Origin of the sequence: Arthrobacter sp. PAMC25564, assembly GCF_004798705.1 — a bacterium.
Lineage (GTDB): Bacteria > Actinomycetota > Actinomycetes > Actinomycetales > Micrococcaceae > Arthrobacter.
This window is the reverse complement of record NZ_CP039290.1, coordinates 708,747-733,171: the sequence shown is the minus strand read 5'-3', so window position 1 is coordinate 733,171 and position 24,425 is coordinate 708,747. Positions and strand designations below refer to the sequence as shown.

Here is a 24,425-nt window from a genome sequence, read left to right as displayed (position 1 = left end):
TCGCTCAACCTTTCGTCGCACTTCCGGTCAGAGTGAAAACCGAGTTCGGTAGGGCCGTCAGGTTTGTTATCCCCGCGGCCATTAGCGGGCCTTCGACGGCCTCCATGTCACGCTCGGAATCGGTGGTGAACATTGAAAGCCGTATCGTCCCGCTCAGTCCCGCAAGCCGCACCGTCACCTTCACCGGTGAGTCGGAACTGTTCCGTCCGAAAACCGACACCCATCCTGACGCGGGGTCCTGGAAGGCCACGATCTCGACGCTTTCTTCACTGGACGACGCCGCAATGCGGACAGCATTGCGAGGCACGTAACGGATCAATTGCCGGAGGACGTAGTACGTTTTGCGTGGACTGTAAGTACCCTTTTCGGAGTCATAGGCGAGAAGTCCCCAGTAGCCGGTGCTTTCGTGGTGCTCGTAATAGCCGTCCCAGGCGTCATATTGCATAAGCCCGGCGGCGCCCTCCTGGAGGAGTCTGATGGCCAGGGAAGCTGTTTGCGCGGCAGACGACCAGTCGGCAGGGTTCGGTGACCCCGTGTCGCAGCCCGGACAGGGGCCGGAGAACTCGGTCACCCAGTAGTCCAGCCCAGGATGGGAGGACTTGGCCAGCGCCTCCGCCGCGCCTCCGGAGCCACCGTCGTAGCTGTGGATCCCGAAATGCGCCATCCGGGACATGACCAGGGAATCCGCGTTCAGCGCCTTCAGGTATTCGGAGCTGGCCTTGGCTGCGGACGCCGTGTCCGGCCCGACGAGCCGCATATCGCGAAGGCCCAGGCCGTCCAGACGGACCACAAGCTTGTGGAGGAGCCTCACATATTGCTCCGGCTCCACATGGGGTCCTTCGATCCCGTTCCAGTCGGTCTCGTTCATGGGGCTAAGCAAGGTGAAGTCCAGCCTCCGGACATTCCGTCCGTAGGCGACCATGGAAGCAATCATGCGGACCCACTGGTCCTCGGCTGCCGGGTCGATGTGGTTGCCACCCATCCACTCCGGCACGCCCCCCATAACGTTGACCATGACCTGTTGTCCGGGCTTGGACGAGATGTACTCGATGGTGTTCCACAAATCGGCCATCTTGCCGCGTTCATAAATGGGTGTGTAGCGGGACCAATCAATGGTGGCTGGATCAGACGGGTCCCTTTCCGCCACCCAGTCGGCCTTGTCGATGATCACGCGCCAGCTGACCTCGCCCAGATCGGCAATCATGTCGATCGCCGGCCGGAGCCGGCCGTTGTCCCAGCTGTGCACGTTCGCATTAACCCCCAGGCCTGAGACCGTCTGGAAACGCTCCGGACCGTCGGGGCTGGGGCTGTCCGGCTGCACTGCCGGGCCGCCGGGCGCTTGCTGGGACGCAACGTCCCGCCGAGCGTCTGCGACGCTGCCGGAACACGCGGTAATCAGCGCCAGGCACCCGACGACCACAGCCGCCCCGAAGCGTCCAACGGCTCTCATATGTGTTCCACTTTCCCCTTCACGACTATTATCTGACGACGACGTCGACCCAGTAGTTGGTGCTGTTGTAGCTGTCGGTGGGGAACGCCGTGGAGGTGCCATACCGGTAGACGCCGTTGGATCCGTCGGTGCCCGACGCGAGGCCATGCAAGGGCGCCGTGTCCGCCGCGTTGTTGAAGTAGCCGCCGTCAGCGGAGTACGACCCGTTCGGGGCGTAGTAGGACACCACATACGTGGTGTTCGCCGAGATCGGTACCGGCGTGGAGAACGCCGCCTGCTGCCAGCCCGAGTCCGTTTCCCCCGTGAACGTCACCGACGCCAGGAGCGTCCCGGTAGCCGTCCACAGATGCCCGACATGGGTTCCGCTGTTCGCCCCGCCCTTGTAAAACCGGACCCCCGTGACCGTCCCCGCCACATCCGAACGGAACTTCATCCCCAACTCCACGGCATTCGGATCATTGGCTACCAGGGTCGCAGGCACCGACGTCGGATTGAACACGGTGCACGGACACGATGACGGAGCCGCCGCCGTGGTGAACGTCCACGAATAGGGCGCCATGGTCTGCCCCGTCACATTCGTCGCACCGTTGACCGTGACCCCATATCTGGTGCTGAACGCCAGAGCACTCCCGGGAGTAAACGTCGCGGTCCTGGCCGCCGCGTCATACGCGGCAGTACCCGCCACCACAGCACCCCCCGCATCCTTCACAGTGAACACCACCGAGGACCCCGTCACCGCCTGATCAAACGTCGCAGCAGGCTTCGCCGCCACATCGACAGCCGAAGCACTGTCCGCCGGCGACACCGAGGAAACAACAGGCGCCGTGTTCGGGGCCGTGGTGGCGAGAACGACGTCGACCCAGTAGTTGGTGCTGTTGTAGCTGTCGGTGGGGAACGCCGTGGAGGTGCCATACCGGTAGACGCCGTTGGATCCGTCGGTGCCCGACGCGAGGCCATGCAAGGGCGCCGTGTCCGCCGCGTTGTTGAAGTAGCCGCCGTCAGCGGAGTACGACCCGTTCGGGGCGTAGTAGGACACCACATACGTGGTGTTCGCCGAGATCGGTACCGGCGTGGAGAACGCCGCCTGCTGCCAGCCCGAGTCCGTTTCCCCCGTGAACGTCACCGACGCCAGGAGCGTCCCGGTAGCCGTCCACAGATGCCCGACATGGGTTCCGCTGTTCGCCCCGCCCTTGTAAAACCGGACCCCCGTGACCGTCCCCGCCACATCCGAACGGAACTTCATCCCCAACTCCACGGCATTCGGATCATTGGCTACCAGGGTCGCAGGCACCGACGTCGGATTGAACACGGTGCACGGACACGATGACGGAGCCGCCGCCGTGGTGAACGTCCACGAATAGGGCGCCATGGTCTGCCCCGTCACATTCGTCGCACCGTTGACCGTGACCCCATATCTGGTGCTGAACGCCAGAGCACTCCCGGGAGTAAACGTCGCGGTCCTGGCCGCCGCGTCATACGCGGCAGTACCCGCCACCACAGCACCCCCCGCATCCTTCACAGTGAACACCACCGAGGACCCCGTCACCGCCTGATCAAACGTCGCAGCAGGCTTCGCCGCCACATCGACAGCCGAAGCACTGTCCGCCGGCGACACCGAGGAAACAACAGGCGCCGTGTTCGGGGCCGTGGTGGCGAGAACGACGTCGACCCAGTAGTTGGTGCTGTTGTAGCTGTCGGTGGGGAACGCCGTGGAGGTGCCATACCGGTAGACGCCGTTGGATCCGTCGGTGCCCGACGCGAGGCCATGCAAGGGCGCCGTGTCCGCCGCGTTGTTGAAGTAGCCGCCGTCAGCGGAGTACGACCCGTTCGGGGCGTAGTAGGACACCACATACGTGGTGTTCGCCGAGATCGGTACCGGCGTGGAGAACGCCGCCTGCTGCCAGCCCGAGTCCGTTTCCCCCGTGAACGTCACCGACGCCAGGAGCGTCCCGGTAGCCGTCCACAGATGCCCGACATGGGTTCCGCTGTTCGCCCCGCCCTTGTAAAACCGGACCCCCGTGACCGTCCCCGCCACATCCGAACGGAACTTCATCCCCAACTCCACGGCATTCGGATCATTGGTGGAAACAGTTGTTGGCACGGAGTTTGAGCTGAAAATATTACACGGGCAGGTGACGACAGCGGCCGTGGTGAACGTCCACGAATAGGGCGCCGCCATGGTCTGGCCCGTGGTGTTGGCAGCCCCACTGACGGTGGCAGTGTAGGTGGTCCCGGGGCTCAAGGCCGCACCTGGAGTAAACGTCGCGGTCCTGGCCGCCGCGTCATACGCGGCAGTACCCGCCACCACAGCACCCCCCGCATCCTTCACAGTGAACACCACCGAGGACCCCGTCACCGCCTGATCAAACGTCATGGACGGCTTCACTCCTGTGTCGACGCCAACGGCGCCGTTCGCTGGCGACACCGACGCCACCGTCGGCGCCGCCGGCGGCGCGGCCGTCGTAAACGTCCACGAATACGGCGCCGCCATGGACTGGTCCGCGGAATTCGTGGCACCACTCACCGTGGCCGTGTAGCTGGTGCTGAAGGCCAGGGACGTCCCAGGGGTGAACGTAGCCGTGTTCGTGGCCAAGTCGTATGCCACCGTCCCCTGGACCGCAGTGTTTGCCATGTCCTTCACTGTGAACACCACCGAGGACGCCGTCACGCCCTGATTAAACGTCCCGGAAGGCTTCGCCGCCACATCGACACCTGTCGCATTGTTGGACGGTGATACCGATGAAATTGCCGGTGCTGGGCTGCTCGACGGGCTGAAGACAGCGTCCATCCAGTAGTACTCTGCGTCGTACACCTGATCAGGGAATGAAGACGACTCGCCGTACCTGTAGAAGCCGTTCGGGCTGCCAGGCACGCTCCGGGTGAAGTGAAGCGGCGTGCCTCCCGTGCTGCCGTTCCCTGCGGGTGCCGGCGAGGGATGGTTGTAGAAATAGGCGGTGTCTTGGGCATAGTGACCGGCCGGAGCAAAGTAGGACACCACGTAATTCGTATTTGCGGTGACCTCGAGAGGCGGAGACAGGGTGGCACTCTGCCAGCCAGTCGCCGATTCCCCACTGAAAGTGACCGTGGCAAGCCGTTGCCCGGATTCGCTCCAGACGCTGCCTACGTGGGTGCCGGTATTCTTGGCGGACTTGTAGAACCGCAAGGCGCTGATGGTTCCCGCGACGTCGGAGAAGAATTTGGCCCCGACCTCGATTCCACTGCCGTCGCCGACGTCAGGAACAGCCGGGCTGACGTTAGTCCCGATCATGGAGCACGGACATGACACGTTCGTGACCCTGCCGGCCGTGGGCGATTCGATATTGCCGCTGTCATCAACGGCCCGGGAACGCAGAGTAGACGTCGGGCTCCCGTGCGCATTCCAACTGAAGGTCCAATTCGAGGTGCCCGTTGCCGGGCGCCAGGTTGCACCGCCATCCGTCGAGACCTCGACGCCGGCAACCACGCCGCCCACATCGGCGGCGGTCCCCGTCACGGTGACAATCGTGCCATCCGAAACAGTTGATCCTGCTGTAGGCGAAACGATGGTGGAAGTCGGAGCCGTCGAGTCTGTCGACGCCGACGCGGTCACCAAGCCAGCCGTGATCGTCGTAGCTTGCGTGCCCATGTCAGCAAGAAGGTTGACGGTGGCTTGCTGCATATTCTTGTCAGCTGCTTTTCCGGTGGTGAAGCCGTCCAGCCCCCAGGACCATTGCACCGTGCCGGCGCCGAAGACGAGGGCACCGCTGGGAGCCTTGTAGAGCGTGAGGTTATGGGTTGCGGCTTGGCCGTTCATCGTGCTGGACCCGTAGTCTGTGAAGACTTCCGCCGAGGAACTGACTGTGTTGGAAAGCCTGAACGAACCAGCTGGCCGGAACCCGTTGTCGGCGTCGATGTCCCACTCGTAGCCAAGGGTGCCGACTCCGGCCCCCAGGGTGGCCGAGGCGCCGGCGGCCAAGTTCGCAATCGAGGTCCCCCGCCATAGCCTGAGCTGTTTGTACGCTGCCGGGACCACGATGTCGGTGGTTCCGGAATTGACCATGAAGAATTGGCCTGTCAGGGAATTTTCCGGGTTACCCCCGCCACCGGTTGTCCCAAAACGCGGGTCCCGCCAGGTCCCGGTCCACGACACGGGATCGGTGGGTGCGTTGAAGTGCGTGTCTTTGTAGGCCACCAGAGTCCTGTCCGGTGTGTTCGTTCCGTCGGAGCTTGGTTCCAGCCGTGTCTTCCAGAACATTTCGTTCCCGCTGAAGAACGCCAGGTTCACGCCGGCGTCGCGAGCAGCCTCCACGTTGGCCCGTTGATCCCCTGTCCAGTATTCGTCGTGGCCCACTGACATAAAGACCTTGTGATTCAGCAGCAACGGGCCCCGGGTGGAGACGTCGACGCCGCTCATGTAGCTGACGTCGTAGCCGTTGGCCTCCATGAAACGGATCATCGGGTACTCGGCGTACATCAGCCAGCTTCTACCTTGGTCGTCCGCGGCGGAGTTGAAAGGCCTGTTGTACGAGACCTTGAACACGGCTTTGTATGTGAGTGGTTCTCCCGCCGGGCAGGCCACGGTGCAGCTGTACAGGCTATTGCCGCCGTAGGTGTTGTAGGCCTGCCACGTGGCATCAGAGGTCTGGAAGAGCATGGCGGAATGCGCGGCGTCATCGCGGACGATAAAGGGAACAACGCTTGCTTCACTAGTGTCATTGCGTACCAGCCGGGCCAGGTAAACGCCGGAAACCGCGGTATCCGGAACCTGCCAAGTGGCCGAAACTCCCCAGTTTCCGCAGTCGATCAGACCTGTGTCGGAGAACGTCGCACACGCCGGCTGGCTCTGCGGAAGGGCGGCGCTCGGCAGCACGTTCGCCGCGACCTTGCGGGCGCCCATCCCCTGGTAGTAGCCCAACCGGTAGACATCGATGTGGTACGAAGTGGACGGCGTGTTGACCTTGAACTCGATCGAGGCGCCGATATTGACGCTCATGGACGTGGCATAGCCTTGGATTGTGCTGCTGCCGGCCCCCGTGACCTGCCACTCCGACGCCGGGCTACCGGGCTGGGTGTTTTCGCAGGCTACTTTGCTCATGATCGGTGCCGTACACGGTCCGGCCGCATCCGCCGCCGGAACAGCGAAGACAGACAAGGCAGCAGCCAACAAGGCCGTAATCACGGCGTAAACTGTCGGCCGGACCAACCGGCGGGGCCAAACGATGTGTGCGGACTTCACGATGTACTCCCGACTCAGGCGCGATCATTCAAGGGCGCAGCCGCGGCGTCTGTACTGCCTTGGCCCCTCAAGGACGCCGACAAACCGGAGTCCTGCAGTTATGCGCCATCCAGCTATTTCAAACCGATCGCAGGTGGAGACGTCGAGGTGACTCTCCGCGGTAGTCCGGAACCTGAATCACCAACCTGCGGGGCTTCCATACGCCTTGAACTCTAAGCGCCCCCGGAACCCCTGCCAGGGCGTCGGAGTCAACTTTGTGGGTATCCGCAGGATCCATGTGGATGTGCAATTTGCGGGTCCGGCGTCCAATCGCAGAGGGACCCTGGGAACCGCGGTCATGAGGGGACTCGGAGCTGTTCTCATCCGGACTCCCTCGATGTACGAGGCCTCCGGCTATTGTCAGCTAAAGATGACGTCGACCCAGTAGTTGGCGTTGTTGTAGCTGTCGCTGGGGAAGGCAGTGGAGCCGTACCGGTAGACGCCGTTAAGGCCGTCGGTCCCGCTGGCCAGGCCATGCAGCGGCGCGTTGTCCGCGGCACTGCCGAAGTAGCCTCCGTTGGCGGAATAGAACCCGTTCGGCGCCTGGTACGAAACCACGTACGTGGTGTTGGCCGTGATGGCCACCGGGCTCGAGAAGGAGGCCTGCTGCCAGCCCGAGGCGGACTCACCCGCGAACGTCACCGAGGCCAGCAGCGTCCCGGAAGCGGACCACAAATGGCCCGTATGGGTCCCGGTATTGCTACTTCCCTTGTAGAACCGGACACCCGTGACAGTCCCTGCCACGTCGGAACGGAACTTCATCCCCAACTCCACGGCATTGGAGTCGTTGACTGTGACGGTGGACGGCACCGAAGTCGAACTGAACACGCTGCAGGGGCATCCGGCCGGAGCCGCGGCCGTGGTGAACAACCACGAATACGGAGCCGCCATCACCTGACCCGTGCTGTTCGTGGCACCGCTGACCGTCGCCGTGTACGTGATGCCGTACGCCAGGGCGCTCCCCGGAGTAAACGTCGCCGTGTTGCCCGCCGCATCATACGCAACCGTCCCCGCCACCGCAGCACCGCCGCTGTCCTTCACCGTGAACACCACCGACGAGCCAGTCACCGACTGATTGAACGTCGCAGCAGGCTTCACGGACACCGCCACACCCGTCGCCGCATTCACCGGAGACACCGACGACACCGCCGGCGCCGCATTCGAATTCGTGGCGAAGATGACGTCGACCCAGTAGTTGGCGTTGTTGTAGCTGTCGCTGGGGAAGGCAGTGGAGCCGTACCGGTAGACGCCGTTAAGGCCGTCGGTCCCGCTGGCCAGGCCATGCAGCGGCGCGTTGTCCGCGGCACTGCCGAAGTAGCCTCCGTTGGCGGAATAGAACCCGTTCGGCGCCTGGTACGAAACCACGTACGTGGTGTTGGCCGTGATGGCCACCGGGCTCGAGAAGGAGGCCTGCTGCCAGCCCGAGGCGGACTCACCCGCGAACGTCACCGAGGCCAGCAGCGTCCCGGAAGCGGACCACAAATGGCCCGTATGGGTCCCGGTATTGCTACTTCCCTTGTAGAACCGGACACCCGTGACAGTCCCTGCCACGTCGGAACGGAACTTCATCCCCAACTCCACGGCATTGGAGTCGTTGACTGTGACGGTGGACGGCACCGAAGTCGAACTGAACACGCTGCAGGGGCATCCGGCCGGAGCCGCGGCCGTGGTGAACAACCACGAATACGGAGCCGCCATCACCTGACCCGTGCTGTTCGTGGCACCGCTGACCGTCGCCGTGTACGTGATGCCGTACGCCAGGGCGCTCCCCGGAGTAAACGTCGCCGTGTTGCCCGCCGCATCATACGCAACCGTCCCCGCCACCGCAGCACCGCCGCTGTCCTTCACCGTGAACACCACCGACGAGCCAGTCACCGACTGATTGAACGTCGCAGCAGGCTTCACGGACACCGCCACACCCGTCGCCGCATTCACCGGAGACACCGACGACACAGCCGGCGCCGTCGGAGCCGCGGCCGTGGTGAACAACCACGAATACGGAGCCGCCATCACCTGACCCGTGCTGTTCGTGGCACCGCTGACCGTCGCCGTGTACGTGATGCCGTACGCCAGGGCGCTCCCCGGAGTAAACGTCGCCGTGTTGCCCGCCGCATCATACGCAACCGTCCCCGCCACCGCAGCACCGCCGCTGTCCTTCACCGTGAACACCACCGACGAGCCAGTCACCGACTGATTGAACGTCGCAGCAGGCTTCACGGACACCGCCACACCCGTCGCCGCATTCACCGGAGACACCGACGACACAGCCGGCGCCGTCGGAGCCGCGGCCGTGGTGAACAACCACGAATACGGAGCCGCCATCACCTGACCCGTGCTGTTCGTGGCACCGCTGACCGTCGCCGTGTACGTGATGCCGTACGCCAGGGCGCTCCCCGGAGTAAACGTCGCCGTGTTGCCCGCCGCATCATACGCAACCGTCCCCGCCACCGCAGCACCGCCGCTGTCCTTCACCGTGAACACCACCGACGAGCCAGTCACCGACTGATTGAACGTCGCAGCAGGCTTCACGGACACCGCCACACCCGTCGCCGCATTCACCGGAGACACCGACGACACCGCCGGCGCCGCCGGAGCCGACGGGCTAAAGACGGCGTCCACCCAGTAGTATTCCGCGTCGTAGATCTGGTTGGGGAAGGTGGACGAGCTGCCGTAGCGGTAGAAACCGTTGGGAGTGCCCGGCAGACTGCGGGTGAAATGCAACGGGGCGCTGTCGGTACTGTTATTTCCCGCAGGCGGTCCGGAGGGGTGGTTATAGAAGAATCCCGAGTCCTGGGAATAGTGGCCGGCAGGCGCATAGTACGAGACCACGTACATGGTGTTGGCGGTTACCGCCAGAGCCGGAGAGAGGGTGACGGTCTGCCAACCGCTGGAGGATTCACCGCTGAACGTGGCGGTGGCCAGGCGTTGCCCGGACATGCTCCAGATGTTTCCGATGTGCGTGCCGGTGTTCTTGGCGGCCTTGTAAAACCGTAGGGCGCTGATTGTTCCGGCCACGTCCGTGTAGAACTTCGCACCGACCTCAACGCCATTGGCATCGCCGGAATCGGGGGCCGCCGGTGCGGTATGAACGCCCACCAGTGAGCATGGGCACGAAATGTTCGTTACGAGACCGGGGGCGGGTGATTCGATGTTCCCGCTGTCGTCAACGGCACGGGACCGTAACGTGGATGTTGGACTTCCATGCGCGTTCCAGCTGAAGGTCCAGTTTGTTGTGCCGGTGGCAGGACGCCACGTCTTACCGCCATCGGTCGAAATCTCGACGCCCGCAACGACTCCGCCGGTGTCGGCAGCGGTGCCGCTGACCGTCACCACCGTGCCATCGGTTATGGTGGCTCCCCCCGCTGGTGAGGTGATGGCCGACGTCGGCGGAGTAGTATCCGTTGAGGCCTGGGCAGCGGACAGGCCAGAGATGATGGTCACCGGCTGTGACCCCATGTCGGCGAAGAGATTGACCGTGGCCTGCTGCATATTCTTGTCCACCGCCTTACCGGTCGTGAAGCCGTCCAGTCCCCAGGACCACTGCACGGTGCCGGCACCGAAGACCAAAGCGCCGCTTGCGGCCTTGTAGATCGTGAGGTTATGTGTTGCGGCTTGGCCGTTCATCGTGCTGGATCCGTAGTCGGTGAAGACCTCCGCCGATGTGCTGTTCGTTTGCGACAATTTAAAGGACCCTGCAGGCCTGAACCCATTGTCCGAATCGCTGTCCCATTCATAGCCGAGCGTGCCCAACCCCGCTCCCAAAGTCGCCGTGGCCCCCGAGGCCAGCCCGGCAATCGTGGTATTTCTCCACAGCCGCAGTTTGCTGAAACCGGAGGGCACAGTGATATCGGTGGTACCGGAGTTGACCAGGAAGAACTGTCCGGTCAGGGCGTTCTCAGGATTTCCTCCTCCCGTGGCGGTCCCGAAACGGGGGTCGCGCCAGGTCCCGGTCCACGACACGGGATCGGTGGGTGCGTTGAAGTGGGTGTCCTTGTAGGCCACCAGGGTGCGTCCTTGGGTGTTCGTGCCGTCGGCACTGGCTTCCCAGCGGGTGCGCCAGAAGGCTTCGTTGCCGCTGAAGAAGGCCAGATGCACGCCGGCGTCCCGGGCGGCCTCGACATTGGCCCGCTGGTCCCCGGACCAGTATTCATCGTGCCCCACAGACGTAAACACTTTGTGGTTCAACAGCAAAGGAGCCTTGGTGGCAACGTCCAGGCCGCTCATGTAGCTCACGTCGTAGCCGTTGGCCTCCATGAATCGGATCATCGGATATTCGGCGTACATCAGCCAGCTTCGTCCTTGGTCGTCCGCCGCGGAGTTGAAAGGCCTGTTGTACGAGACCTTGAACGCCGCCTTATACGCCATCGGGTTACCCGGAGGGCAGGACACCGTACACGAGTAGAGGCTGTTGCCGCCGTAGGTGTTGTACGCCTGCCACGTGGTATCCGAAGTCTGGAACAGGACGTCTGAGTGGGCCGCGTCGTCGCGGACGACAAAAGGAATCACGCTCGCGGCCGTCGCGTCATTGCGCACCAGCCGGGCTAGGTAAACTCCAGAGACGGCCGAAGTCGGGACCTGCCAGGTGGCCGAGATGCCCCAGTTGCCGCAGTCGATCAGCCCGGTGGCGGAGAAAGTGGCGCACGCCGGCTGGGACTGCGGAAGCACGGCGCTCGGCAGCACGTTGGCAGCGACCTTACGGGCGCCCAGCCCCTGGTAGTAGCCAAGACGGTACACATCGATGTGGTATGAGGTGGACGGCGTCTTGACCTTGAAATTCACGGTGCCGCCGACATTGACGCTCATGGACGTCGCATACCCCTGGATAGTGCTGTCGCCCGCGCCGGTGACCTGCCACTCCGAGGCCGGGTTACCCGGCTGGGTATTTTCGCAGGCCACCTTGCTCACAATCGGGGCAGTGCACGGTCCGGCCGCATTCGCCGTCGGGACTGCGAAGACCGACAACGTGGCGGCGAGGAGGGCCGTAATCACGGCGGAAACTGTCGGCCGGACAATCCGGCGGGGCAAGAAGGCATGTGCAGACTTCATGGTGGACTCCATGGTCGGGGGCGCGATCACTCAAGGGCGCGGCCGCGGTGTCTGCACCACCTTGGCCTGACGAGGACGCCGATACCTCGGAGTCCCGCTGTTTGGTGCTATCCAATTGTCTTGAAGCCAGCTGCAGGTGGAGACGTCGAGGTGACTCTCCGCGGCAGTCCGGAACCTGGACCACCTGCCTACGGGGCTTCCATACGCTTTGAACGTTAGGGCCGCTCCCGGGGCACCACCAGACGGCTGGAGTCAACTTTGTGGGTATCCACAGGATCTATGTGGGTCTGCAGGCTTCCGCTCAACCACCCGCTGACCTGCTGTTACGCCGCCGTACGGAAGAACAGCGCGGTCACCTTCGCCAACCGGTATGGGTCCTCGACGCCGCAGAGCTCGCGTGCGGAGTGCATCGAGAGCAGGGGCACTCCGACGTCGACTGTCCTGATCCCGAGCCTGGTTGCCGTCAGCGGGCCGATCGTGGAGCCGCAGGGCATCACGTTGTTGGACACGAATTCCTGGTACGGGATGCCGGCCGCGCTGCACAGCCGCGCCCAGCGGGCCGCGCCGGCGGCGTCCGTGGCGTAGCGCTGGTTGGCATTGATCTTCAGCAGCGGTCCGCCGTTCAGGGCCGGACGGTTGGCCGGGTCATGCCGCTCGGCGTAATTGGGGTGCACGGCGTGGCCCGCGTCCGCCGAGACACAGAACGACGCCGCGAACGCCTGCCGCCGCTGGCTCGCCGAGGCGCCCAGGCCGTCGGAGATGCGCACCAGGATGTCCTCGAGGACGGGCCCGCAGGCGCCGGAGCGGGAGGCGGAGCCGATTTCCTCGTGGTCGAAGGCGGCCAGCACGGCGATCGGGGCGCCCTCGGGCAGCGGTCTTGATGCGTGCGCGATCAGCGCCGCCAGACCGGCGTGCGTGGCGGAGAGGTTGTCCAGCCGCCCGGAGGCGAAGAACTCGCCCTTGGCGCCGAACACTGCCGGCGCCTGGGTGTCCGCGACGACGATGTCGTAGCCGCCGATCTGCGCAGGATCCACGCCTCCGCCCCGGACGCGCCCCGCCAGCAGCCCCAGCAGGTCCGCACCCGCGGGGTCACCGAGCCCGAAGACCGGATTCATGTGCTGCTGCTTGTCCAGCGCCAGGCCCTCGTTCACGGAGCGGTCCAGATGGATGGCCAGCTGGGGGAAGCGCAGCAGCGGCCCGGTGGCGGTGAGGTGCTGTGTGCCGTCCAGCATCACGAGCCGCCCGGCGAGCTGGAGTTCGCGGTCCAGCCACGAGTTCAGCAGGGGTCCGCCATAGACCTCGACGCCAGCCTGGAGCCAGCCGAACTTGCCGGTGGTGGGCTTGGGCTTGAGTTTAAAGGAAGGCGAATCCGTGTGCGCTCCCAGGATATTGAACCCCCTGGCCGGCCCGGCGCTGCCAGGCGCCACCCAAGCGATCAGGGCGCCGTCGCGGATCACGTAGTGCTTTCCGGCACCGTTTTTGGGGGCGGCACCGTCCCACGGCTCCAGCTCATCGAGGCCGGTGAAGCCCGCCTCATCCAGCCGGCGGGCGGCCTCATGGACGGCATGGAAGCTCGACGGCGACGCGGTGACGTACGCCCCGAGGTCCTGGATGTGGTCTGCGGCGGGGCTCTGTGTCGGCATGGCTCCGAGTCTATCCCCGCCCGATCCTGGGCTTCGCGCACCAAGACCTAGACGGTGACGTTCAGCCCGGCTGTGTTTCCCGCGGACACCGATCCCGTCATCGTCGCCGGCTGGTAGATCCCGCCGTCGTTGCCGAACACGTTGTTGGACTTCAGCGTGGTGCGGGGGAAGTTCCGCGCGCTGGATTCATAGCCGGCCGAGGCATAGAGCTCCTTGCAAGCCGCCTCGGTCAGCGCGATCTGGGAGACCGCAAGGACCTGGCCGGCCGCCGTCGCATTGCTCATGGACTCGAAGACCTCGAAGTGGATGTGCGGCCAGCGGCCGCTGTAGGCGCCGGGGTAGATAGTCGTGAAGGTGACCTGGCCGTTGGCGGCCCCGAGGAACATGCCCAGGGAACGGCGGCTGATCAGGGTGGAGAGATCGAATTCCAGCCCGCGGTCGTGGTTGGGGTGCGGGGGCTGCGGGGATGGGTTCATGGCTCTATGGAACCCCCGCACGCTATGCCGGAGCCAGTCCGCCGCTGTGAGCTGTGGTTTGCCCTCCCCGGACATGCCCTCTCGCGGCGGCAGGGAGTGGGCATGGTGCCCCTATGTCCACTCCCTGAGCGCCAGCACTGGGCATGTCCGGTGGTGGTTGAGAGGATTACGACGCGGGTCCGCCGCCGACAATGGCCTCTTGGCGGCTGGCGTCCTGGAGGGTGGACTCGGCCGGAATATCGGCGTTGGAGAGACGCGAGGCCTTCGCGCCGTTCTTGCGGTAGCGCCACAGACCGATGCCGACTACGACGGCGGCAAGGGCCAGTGAGAGCACGAGCGACTCCCGTGTGGTTTCGAGGATCACCATGCCGATCAGCAGGGCGACGATGCTTATGATGGCCAGCCAGGTGAGGTAGGGGAACAGCCACATCTTCAACTGGAGGTCCTTGGCAGCGGCACCCATCCGGCGGCGCAGGATCAGCTGGGAGCCTGCGATCACAAGCCACACGAACAGGGCGATGGCTCCCGAGGTGTTGACCAGGAACAGGAAGACCGTGTCCGGCGCGATGTAGTTCAGGCCGACGGTGACGAAGCCGACCACGGTCGAGGCCAGCACGGCGGCGGCGGGGACCCCCCGCTTGGAGATGCGCATCCAGGAGCGCGGGGCGTCGCCGCGGCGGGAAAGCGAGAACAGCATGCGGCTGGCAGTGTAGAGGCCGGAATTGAGGCAGGAGAGCACGGAGGTCAGCACCACGATGTCCATGATGGTGCCGGCACCCGGGATGCCGAAGAGCTCGATCACGGCGACATACGGGCTCTTGGCCACGGAGGCCGAGTTCCACGGCAGCAGGGTGACCACAACGGCGATGGAGCCGATATAGAAGACCAGGATGCGCCAGACGGTAGACTTCACGGCCTTCTTGACGGCGTCGACCGGGTTCTCGGATTCGCCGGCGGCGATAGTCGCGATTTCGGCTCCGAAGAAGGAGAAGACGACCACCAGGATGCCGGCCAGCACCGCGCCGGGGCCGTTGGGCATGAAACCGCCGTTGTCGATCAGGTTGCTCAAGCCCGGGGCGGGAACTCCGGGGACGAGGCCGAGGATGGCGGCCACGCCGAAGAGCAGGAACAGCGCGATCGCGGTCACCTTGATGGAGGCGAACCAGAATTCAAACTCGCCGAAGGACTTCACTGAGCCCAGGTTGGTGAGGGTCAGCAGCACCATCAGGAGGAGCGCCCAGACCCACTGGTCGATGCCCGGCACCCAGCGGTGCATGATCGCGGCTCCTGCCGTAGCCTCGATCCCCAGCACGATGATCCAGAACCAGGCGTAGAGCCAGCCGATACTGAATCCCGCCCAGCGGCCGAGTGCTTTGTCCGCGTAGGTGGAGAACGAGCCGGTCTCCGGGTTCGCGGCAGCCATTTCGCCGAGCATGCGCATGACCAGGATGACAACGAGTCCCGCCGCGGCGTAGGCGACCAGGATGCCGGGGCCGGCCTGCTGGATGGCGGCCCCGGACCCGACAAACAGTCCGGCGCCGATCACGCCGGCGATGGCGATCATGGACAGGTGCCTGGGTTTCAGGGATTTTGAAAGCTGTTGGTCAGCGTGCATTGAAGCGCCGTCCTTCGTGTATGGTGCGGGCCCGGATGCAGCGGGGTGTGTTGTGTTCCGGGCCACATGGTCGTTTCACCCTAGACGGGGCCGGTGATGGTCCGTCCTGTGCAGTTCCACAAATGACGCACCGGAAGACCGTGCGGTACTCCAAAAAGCGGCGAAGAAGGCAATAGAAGTTGCCTCAGAGGCAATTATGACATGTGCCTGAAACCACTGCTTCAGGACTCCGGGCGGTGAAGTAGTGAAGGACGCGTCAGCTTGGCGGGCCGGCGCGTCCTTCACTGCATCAAACATGTTCTGTGCCCAGAGGGCGGAGGCCCAGCCCTAAACGTCGCGCTTCTTGAGCAGCACGGCGGCCAAGAGCACCGGGATGACAACCCAGGCGCCGAGGACCAGACCGGCCTGCCACGCCTCCAGGGTGTCGGCGACATGGTCGGCGGCGGTCATGGGCGCCAGGGTGCTGTCCGGGATGAACTTGCGGAGTTCCTTGACGAAGTCGCCCTGGATAATCTGCAGGGCAATCGGCAGGACAAAGAAGATCCCGACGAGGCTCATGATGCCGCCCGCGGAGTTACGGATCAGGGCGCCCAGGGCCATGCCGATGGCGGCAACGGCGGCAACGTAGACACTGTTGATCACCAGCGTCCGGACGTAGTGGCCGCTGGAGATGTCCAGGGTGTGCCCATACTGGTCGAGGATGGGCGCTGCCACGAGGCCGGCCAGCCAGAGCGAAAAAGCCGTGACCAGGAAAGCGGCGACCACGACGACGAGGAGCTTGGCGAGGAAGGCCGGGGTCCGCTTCGGCACGGCCGTAAACGTTGAACGCGCCATGCCCGTGGTGAACTCGGAACTGATGATCAGCACGGCCAGCGACCCGAGAATCAGTTGCGCGAAGGAGATCCCGGCGCTGGGCGCCGAAGCTGCGATGTCCCCTTGGGCTGCCATGGCAGCGGCCCGCTGCGGATTCGCGCCGGAGGCCTGCAGTGCCTGGCCGATTCCCCACGCCGCGAGGGCGCCGACGCCCACAATGACGACGATCGTGGAGCCGAGCAGGATCAGCGTGGACAGCAGGGTGCGGAACTTGATGAATTCGGAATTCAGGACGCGTAGGAAGCTTGGGCCCGCGCCGGTGCTTGTGCCGTTGCCGGACAACGGGGGCCTGACGTCGGTTCCGGTGTGCGCGCCGCGGTGTGAGGGGATGGGTTCGAGGGTGGTGGAGCTCATGCCTGGTTGCCTCCGGACTGGACGGGAGCGGCAGCGCCCGTGGTGATCAGCGAGTGGTATTCGACCTCATCCTTGGTCAGTTCCATGTAGGCCTCCTCGAGGCTGGCCTGAAGCGGGGTGAGTTCGTAGATCATGACGTGGTTGTCCAGCGCGGCACTGGCGATCTGCCGCGGGTCCAGCCCCTTGACTTCGAGGAGCTCGCGCTCCTGGACCACCACCGAAGCGCCGGTACCGGCCAGCAGCTGCAGGAGCCGTTCCGGCTGGTCGGTGCGGACACGCGTGCGGCTCTGGCCCTTGCCGTTGATGATCTCCTCGATCGGGGCGTCGGCGATGATCCTGCCGCGGCCGATCACGATGAGGTGGTCCGCCGTGACGGCCATTTCGCTCATGAGGTGGCTGGACAGGAACACGGTGCGCCCCTCAGAGGCCAGATACTTGGCCAGGTTTCGGACCCAGACGACACCCTCCGGATCGAGGCCGTTGACCGGCTCGTCCAGGATGATTGTCTGCGGGTCGCCCAGCAGCGCCGCGGCGATTCCCAGCCGCTGGCCCATGCCCAGCGAGAAGCCCTTGACCTTCTTCCTGGCCACTTCCGCCAGTCCGGTCATCTCGATGACTTCGTGCACGCGCTTCTTCGGGATGCTGTGCGTGGCGGCCATCGCGAGCAAGTGGTTGTACGCGGTACGGCCGGTATGGACGGCCTTGGCATCCAGCAGCGCACCGACGTCGCGCAGCGGAGCGGTGTGCCTGGCGAACGCGGCACCGTTGACGGTGACGGAGCCCGACGTCGGACGGTCCAGTCCCATGATCATGCGCATGGTGGTGGATTTGCCGGCACCGTTGGGGCCCAGGAAGCCGGTGACCCGGCCGGCTTCGACGGTGAAGTTGACTCCGGCGACGGCGGTTTTATCGCCGTAGACCTTGGTCAGGCCTCTTGCTTCGATCATGGAAGCGTTCCTTTGCGTAGCAGGGGATGTGCGGAGCGTCGTGGACACGACTCGGTGTGCACACCCCACGCTACAGAGGCTGGCGGCGGATTCCGCCGGTCTCAGGGATGATTCAGGGTTGAATCAGGGTAATCCTCGCGGACGATCAACTCCCAGGCAGTGGCGAGTAATACTTGAGCGCGCCACGCTTCACCGAGAATTCGGCGGCGCGGACCCCCGGCATGACTTCGCCATCCACCGCCAGGACCATGGTCGAGTCCGCCGGCTCCACCCGGATGCTGGTGGTTTCCGTGAGGTGTGTGATCCGGGAGGTGGCCATGGTGCCCGTCAGCACGGCCCAGAGCAGGCGCAAGCGGGAAAACGGCTCGTCGGCGGTGATCATCCGCAGGTCCAGGACGCCGTCGTCCAGCACCGGACGCACCAGGGGTGCGTGGTCCCGGGGATAATAGCGGCCCCGGCCCACGTACATGATCCAGACCTTGTGCCGCACCCCGTCCACGATCAGCGAGGTGGGCGTCCCGGCCGCGAAGGTCCGGAACATCGCCACGACGCCCGCAAGTGGTTTGCCAAGCGCCGGCTGGAGCTGTTCCCGCCGTCGGACCAGGTTCGGGTAGAGGCCGATACTTGCCGTGTTGAGCATGGCCAGTTCCAGTCTCTCGGGGCTCTCCTGAAGGCCGCGTTCCACGGCCACGTGGCCGACGTCCGCCAGGGCGGCCCCGCCCGTGGAGGCCGCTTCGACTGCCGCGGCGAGGGTGGGCGTCCCGGCGTCGCGGGCGAAGTGGTTCAGTGTCCCGCCGGGCAGCACCAGCAGCGGGAGGGAGTGTTCGACGGCGGTTACGGCTGCGGTGCCGACCGTCCCGTCGCCGCCCCAGACGCCCAGGGCCACGACGCCTGGGCGGGACGCGACGGCGTCGATTTCGGTGGCAACATCCTCCTCCGGACCAATTTCCTTTATATACGCCTTCGGGAATACTTTGCGGAGGGCGTCCGCGGTCTCGTCGGCGTAGGAGCCGCCGAGAGTGTTCACCGCAATCCCCAATCCCTGCCCGTCGGCAAGTTCCGGGGCATGCACGCCGGTGCGGCTGGTCTCCGGGAAGGGCGGCCGGACGGGCCACCATTTCCGCGTCAGCAGGGCCGCGCCGGCGCCGATCACCGATCCGATCAGCACATCGGAGGGCCAGTGCGCCCCGGTGTGGACCCGGGAATAGGCGACGCCCGCCGCCGCGGGAGCCAGCGCCGCACCCAGTGCCGGGCGGACCATTCCAACCCCCAGCGTGAAGGCGACAGCCGAGGCGGAATGGCCCGAGGGCATCGAGGAACTCGTGGGCTGCGGACGGACGAAACGGAAAACGGGCAGCTGTTCGGGGAGCGGACGCGCCCGGGGGAGGAGTGTCTTGAACACCAGATTGGTCACACCGGAAGCCACCCCCTGTGCCAGGACGCCATGGAGGGCCGCGCGCCGGGTCTTCCCCGGAAAGAGCGCAAGAACGGAGGCGATGCCCAGCCATAGGCTGCCGTTGTTCGCGGCCGCCGACAGTTGCCGGAAGAAGTCATCGTGGCGCCCGCTTGGGAAGGCCGAGACAGCCCGCACCAGCTTGCGGTCCAATCTCGACAGGGGGCCCGGCGCTTTCCTCAGCATGCTTTTCATCTGACCACATTACTGCCGGCGAGCCGCTCCAGGGCCGGCAGACGCGCGGCTGTATCAGTCGGCCCGCAAGGGCTTCGCGGCGCCGGCGAGCAGCAGCGCCCCCAGGATGGGCACCCCGATGGCCAGCAGCGCCGGCCTGATTCCGGTGGCGTCGCCCAGGTAGCCGAGCAGCGGCGGCCCGGCGAGGAACGCGACGTAGCCGATCGTGGAAACGACGGACACCCGGGCAGCCGCACGCCTGGGATCGTCCGCCGCGGCGGACATGCCCACCGGGAAGGCGAGGGCGGCGCCGACGCCCCACAGGACGGCACCGGCCGTGGCGAGCCAGATGTTGCCGGCCAGCACAAAGAGCCCCAGCCCTGCAGCGGCCGCGGCCATGCTGGCACGCAGGACCGCCACCCGCCCGTAAGCGTCGATGGCCCGGCCGCCGAAAAAGCGAGTTGCTGTCATTGCCAGCACAAAAGCCGCGAACAAGAGGGCACCCGTGGACTGCGAGGCCCCGAGGCCGTCGACGACGGCCTTCGCGATCCAGTCATTGCCGGCGCCTTCGGTCAGCGTGGCGCCGAGGACAACGACGCCGATCAGCAGGGTGCGTCCATCGGTCCAGGCCGGGCGGCCCCTGGCTTCGTCCGTTTCCCCGGCCAGCGGGGCGGTTGCCGGGATATGGGGCAGGAAGTAGCGCGGGGCCAGCATGGTCAGCACGGCCACGACGCCGGCGATGACGAGCAGGTGCGCGGGGAGTCCGACGCCGAGGTTCGACAGTCCGGCCCCGATCAGGGCGCCCAGAAAGGCGCCGGCGCTGAAGGCCGCATGGAACTGCGGCATGATGGTGCGCCCGAGCCGGTGCTCGACGTCGGCCCCTTCAATGTTCTGGGAAACATCCCATAAACCGATGCCGATCCCGAAGAGGAACAGCGAAATGGCCGTCCCCGGGACGGAGGCCGCCATCAGGGACAACGCCACGCCGACACCGGCCGCCGCAGCAAAGAGTCCGGCACTCCGCACCGTATTGGCGGTGCCGATCCGGCCCACGACGAACCCGGCCGTGGGAAGGGCGATCAGCGAGCCGGCCGCCAGGCATAAGAGCAGGGTCCCCATCTGGCCGGACGTGACATGCAGAAGCTCGGTGACCGCCGGAATGCGCGCCGCCCAGCTGGCGAACACGAGGCCGTTGATCCCGAAAACGAGGAACGTCGCCGCGGCTGCGGCCTTGAGCTGGGCCGTGCGGGCTGCCGGGGAGAGCGCTGTCATGCCACCACTCTAGCGACAGCCCCCGGACATGCCTGCCGCTGCCAGGTGCCACCTCCACCAGCAACGCGGGGTCACTCCGCGCCCATAAAACTCCCCGGCTTGGGCGATATCTGACCCCGCGTTGTTGTGGACTAGCGGGTGCGCTCCACTCGTTTCTCGTCCCAGACGGGTTCCTCCGACTCGTAGACCTTGCCATCGGAGCCGAAGACCAGGAAACGGTCGAAGGTCCGGGCGAACCAGCGGTCGTGGGTGACGGCCAGGACGGTGCCCTCGAAGTGGTCGATCGCCCGTTCCAGCGCCTCGGCCGAGTGCAGGTCCAGGTTGTCGGTGGGCTCGTCCAGCAGCAGCAGCGTGGCGCCGGAGAGCTGCAGCAGCAGGATCTGGAAGCGGGCCTGCTGGCCGCCGGAGAGCGACTCGTACTTCTGCTCGGACTGCCCGGCCAGGCCGTAGCCGTCCAGGGCGCCGGCCGCGGCCTCGCGGCCCAGTCCGGAACGGTGTTCGTCGCCGCGGTGCAGGATCTCCAGCAGCGTCTTGCCCAAAAGGTCGGGCCGGACGTGCGTCTGGGCGAAGAAGCCGGGCCGGATGCGGGCGCCAAGTTTCACCGTGCCCTCATGCGGAACCTCAGCGATGTCGATGTCGGACACGGGCAGGTGCTCCCGCTCCGGATCGGTGCCGCCGGTGGCGAGGAGGCGCAGGAAGTGGCTTTTGCCGGAGCCGTTGGAGCCCAGGACGCCGACGCGGTCCCCGAACCACACCTCGGTGGAAAACGGCTTCATCAGGCCGGTCAGTTCCAGCTTCTCTGCCACGATGGCCCGCTTGGCGGTCCGGCCGCCCTTGAGCCGCATCTGGACATTCTGTTCGATCGGCAGCGCCTCAGGCGGACCGGCTTCCAGGAACTTCGCCAGCCGGGTCTGCGCGGCGTGGTACCGGTTGGCCATGTCGGAGCGGAACGCGGCCTTGTTCTTGTACATGTTGACGAGTTCCTTGAGCTTCACGTGCTCCTCGTCCCAGCGCTTGCGCAGCTCCTCGAAGCGGGCGTTCCGGTCCGCACGGGCGTCCACGTAGGAGCCGAAACCGCCACCGTGGACCCAAGCCCCGGCACCGTTGATGCCCGGTTCGAGCGTGACGATCCGGCCCGCGGCGTTATTGAGCAGCTCGCGGTCGTGGCTGATGAAGAACACCGTCTTCTTTGACTCGTTGAGCCTGGCCTCGAGCCAGCGCTTGCCCGGGACATCCAGGTAGTTGTCCGGTTCGTCGAGGAGCAGGAGCTCATCGGGGCCGGCGAAGAGCGCCTCGAGCACCAGGCGCTTCTGCTCGCCGCCGGAGAGGCTCGACGCCGGGCGGTGCTGGGCCCGGTCAAAGGGCAGGCCCAGGGCGGCCATGCAGACCTCGTCCCAGACGGTCTCGACGTCGTAGCCGCCGGCATCGCCCCAGTCCACGATCGCCTGGGCATATTTCATCTGGGTGGGCTCGTCGTCGAACTCCATCATCGCAAGTTCGGCCTCGTCGACGGCGCGCGCGGCGGCGGCCAGCGCGGGCGGGGCAGCTGAGACCAGCAGGTCACGGACCGTGGAATCGTCCCGGACCTGGCCGACGAACTGGCGCATGATGCCCATGTTGCCGGAACGGCCGATCACGCCTTCATCCGGGATGAGGTCGCCGGAGATGATCCGGAACAGCGTCGTCTTGCCGGTTCCGTTCGGCCCGATCAACGCCGTCTTGGTGCCGTCCGGGACCTTGAAGCTCACCCCGTTCAGGAGCTGGGTGCCGTCGGAGAGGTAGTAGTCGATGCCGGAAACGTCAATATGAGCCACGCGTTCAATCTTCCCACGGTTGCGCCCTCAGACCCCGCGCCGGCGGTGTCCTCAGCCGGCGGCGGTGAGGAACTCCTTGAGCAGCGGGCCGGACGTGGTGGCGCCGAGCCCGCCGTCCTCGACGAACACCGCCACGGCCAGGTCCCCGTGCACGGCCACGATCCAGGCGTGCGTCTTGGGCGGGTTGTCGTTGCCGAATTCCGCTGTTCCGGTCTTGGCCCCCACGGGTGCGCCCGGGACGGAGGCGAGGAACCCGGCATGCCCGGAGGTCACCACGGCGCGCATCATGTCGGCCAGCGAGGCGGCTTCTGCGGCGGTCAGCGGCGTACCGGAGCCCGTGGCGGGGGGAGCGGCGGAGGACGACGGCGAGGCGCCCGCCGCCGTCGGGTCCGCCCCCGCCGGAGCTGCCGGAGCGGTACCGGCGTCCGGATTCAGCACGAGCTGGGCCGAAACAGGGGATCCCTTCGCGACCGAGCCTGCCATGATGGCGGCCGCCAGCGGGGACATGAGCACCTTGCCCTGGCCGATCATGGAGGCGGCGTGCTCGGTACCCTCGGCCGCGCCGGGGACGGAGCCGAGGAAGGCCCCGGCACCCAGCGCCGGCGCCTCGGCGGCGACGCCCAGCGAGGTGGCCGCGGCTTCGAGCTGGGCCTGGCTGACGCCGTCGCGGGCGTTAATGAAGGCCGTGTTGCAGGAGTGGGCGAAGGCGTCGCGCAGGGTCACGGAGCCGAGGGAGGTCGCAGGGTAGCCTTCGGCGTTTTTGAAGGTCCGGCCGTCCACGGTGAGGGTGGCCGGGCAGTCGACCTTGGAATCCGGGGTCATCCCGTTGCGGAACATGGCCAGGGAATCCACGATCTTGAAGATGGAGCCGGGGGCGTACTGGCCCAGCATGGCGGTGTCGTAGCCGTTGCTGCCCGGCCCGGAGGCGGCCGCGAGGACTGCACCGGTCGAGGGGCGCAGTGCCACGATGGCCGAGGCCGGCCCGACCTTGCCCAGCACGTCCTCGGCCAGCTGCTGGAGTTTCGGATCCAGGGTGGTTTTCAGCGGGGTTCCGGCCTTGATGTCCACCCGGAACAGGAGCCTCCGCGGGTCGGGGGAGGCCGCCTTGATTTCTTCGGCCGTGAGCCCGGCCTTCTGTGCCCGGATCGTGATGCCGTCGGTGCCGCGCAGCTGCGCGTCGTATTGCTGTTGGAGGCCGCCGGTCCCAGTGGTGTCGCCGGCTTTGAGGACACCGCCGGACTTTTCGATCTGTTCCGCGCTGGCCTCGGCGGCGGTGCCCAGCAGGGCGCGTGCGAAGGTCCGGGTGGGTGCGAGCGGCAGCATGTCCTTGACGGCCCGGCCGCCGGGAATCGCGGAAATCTGCCCGTCCGTGATGGTCCGGGTGCCGTCGTCGCGCAGCGTGATGGCACTGACGAACGCCGCGGGGCCGGCCGCCGCGACCTGCGCGGCGTACACGGCGGGATCCACGCCCACCAGCTGGGCCAGCTTGGTGGCGGAGTCCGCCGCGTCGGCCCCGCCGAGCTGGGGTTTGTCGATCCCGACATTGACGACGGGGCGGTAGGTGACCAGTGGTACATCTCCGGCGCCCAGAATGGCGGCCCGTTGCGCGGGCTCGACGGAGCTGCTGAGCACCTCCCCCTCCGCCAGGTCCGGCACCAGGATGCCCGGGTTCCACACGGTCAGCCATTTATCGCCGGACTTCTTGAGCTGGGCGGATACCGTGTACTTCCACTCATCCGAACCGATCTTCCAGCTGTAGGCCAACGGGACGGTGGCCACACCGGATTCCAGCTTCAGCTCGCCGGCCTGCACCGATGGCTTAACCGGTTCAAGGGCCTTGAATACCTGTTTGAGCTGGTCGTTGGCTGCGCCGGAGTCGTTGCCCTCGAAGGCGACGGAGCCGACGTCGAGCGCGGCAACCGCGGCGGCAAGCTGCTTCACGGCATCCTGCGCGCCGGCGCGGCCGTCGTCGCAGGCCACAAGCGAGGCGCCAAGAATGAGTCCGACAAGGGCAAGTGAAAGTTTCGATGAGTTCCCCACCGCGCCATTATGCC

Annotated in this window: 11 protein-coding genes and 1 pseudogene; all 12 read right to left on the bottom strand. The window is 65.9% G+C overall.

The window, feature by feature from the left end; translation table 11 throughout:
* Nucleotides 1-4: 4 nt before the first annotated feature.
* Nucleotides 5-1,450, bottom strand: coding sequence for a glycosyl hydrolase (locus tag E5206_RS03310; protein WP_136321247.1), 1,446 nt, complete (start codon nt 1,448-1,450; stop codon nt 5-7).
* 28 nt (nt 1,451-1,478) lie between these two features.
* Entirely contained in the window at nt 1,479-6,524 is a 5,046-nt protein-coding gene (locus E5206_RS03305; protein ID WP_240689916.1) for a DUF4082 domain-containing protein, read from the bottom strand.
* Nucleotides 6,525-7,064: 540 nt separating this feature from the next.
* Nucleotides 7,065-11,750 carry a DUF4082 domain-containing protein gene (locus E5206_RS03300; protein ID WP_136321245.1) on the bottom strand — a complete coding sequence of 1,562 codons (4,686 nt, stop codon included), beginning with the start codon at nt 11,748-11,750 and terminating at the stop codon, nt 7,065-7,067.
* A 323-nt stretch (nt 11,751-12,073) separates the two neighbouring features.
* The gene (locus E5206_RS03295) at nt 12,074-13,393 is read right to left on the bottom strand and encodes a M18 family aminopeptidase (RefSeq protein ID WP_136321244.1); all 1,320 of its coding nucleotides are present in this window, start codon (nt 13,391-13,393) and stop codon (nt 12,074-12,076) included.
* Between the two features lie 47 nt (nt 13,394-13,440).
* Nucleotides 13,441-13,764 (bottom strand): annotated as a pseudogene (locus E5206_RS03290) (3,4-dioxygenase subunit beta); the annotation flags it as partial.
* Nucleotides 13,765-14,035: 271 nt separating this feature from the next.
* A complete protein-coding gene (locus tag E5206_RS03285; protein ID WP_136321243.1) occupies nt 14,036-15,484 on the bottom strand; it encodes an amino acid permease in 1,449 nt (482 codons plus the stop codon).
* Between the two features lie 327 nt (nt 15,485-15,811).
* Nucleotides 15,812-16,711, bottom strand: coding sequence for an ABC transporter permease (locus E5206_RS03280; RefSeq protein ID WP_240689914.1), 900 nt, complete (start codon nt 16,709-16,711; stop codon nt 15,812-15,814).
* Entirely contained in the window at nt 16,708-17,658 is a 951-nt protein-coding gene (locus tag E5206_RS03275; protein WP_136321242.1) for an ATP-binding cassette domain-containing protein, read from the bottom strand. The genes E5206_RS03280 and E5206_RS03275 overlap by 4 nt, the downstream gene beginning before the upstream one ends.
* A 145-nt stretch (nt 17,659-17,803) precedes the next feature.
* Nucleotides 17,804-19,306, bottom strand: a complete 1,503-nt coding sequence (locus E5206_RS03270; RefSeq protein WP_136321241.1) for a phosphatase PAP2 family protein — start codon at nt 19,304-19,306, stop codon at nt 17,804-17,806.
* Between the two features lie 54 nt (nt 19,307-19,360).
* The gene (locus E5206_RS03265) at nt 19,361-20,557 is read right to left on the bottom strand and encodes an MFS transporter (RefSeq protein WP_136321240.1); all 1,197 of its coding nucleotides are present in this window, start codon (nt 20,555-20,557) and stop codon (nt 19,361-19,363) included.
* 131 nt (nt 20,558-20,688) lie between these two features.
* A complete protein-coding gene (locus tag E5206_RS03260; protein ID WP_136321239.1) occupies nt 20,689-22,371 on the bottom strand; it encodes an ATP-binding cassette domain-containing protein in 1,683 nt (560 codons plus the stop codon).
* Between the two features lie 51 nt (nt 22,372-22,422).
* Nucleotides 22,423-24,411 (bottom strand): penicillin-binding transpeptidase domain-containing protein, encoded by a 1,989-nt coding sequence (locus E5206_RS03255; protein ID WP_136321238.1) that lies wholly within the window; start codon nt 24,409-24,411, stop codon nt 22,423-22,425.
* Between the last annotated feature and the right edge of the window lie 14 nt (nt 24,412-24,425).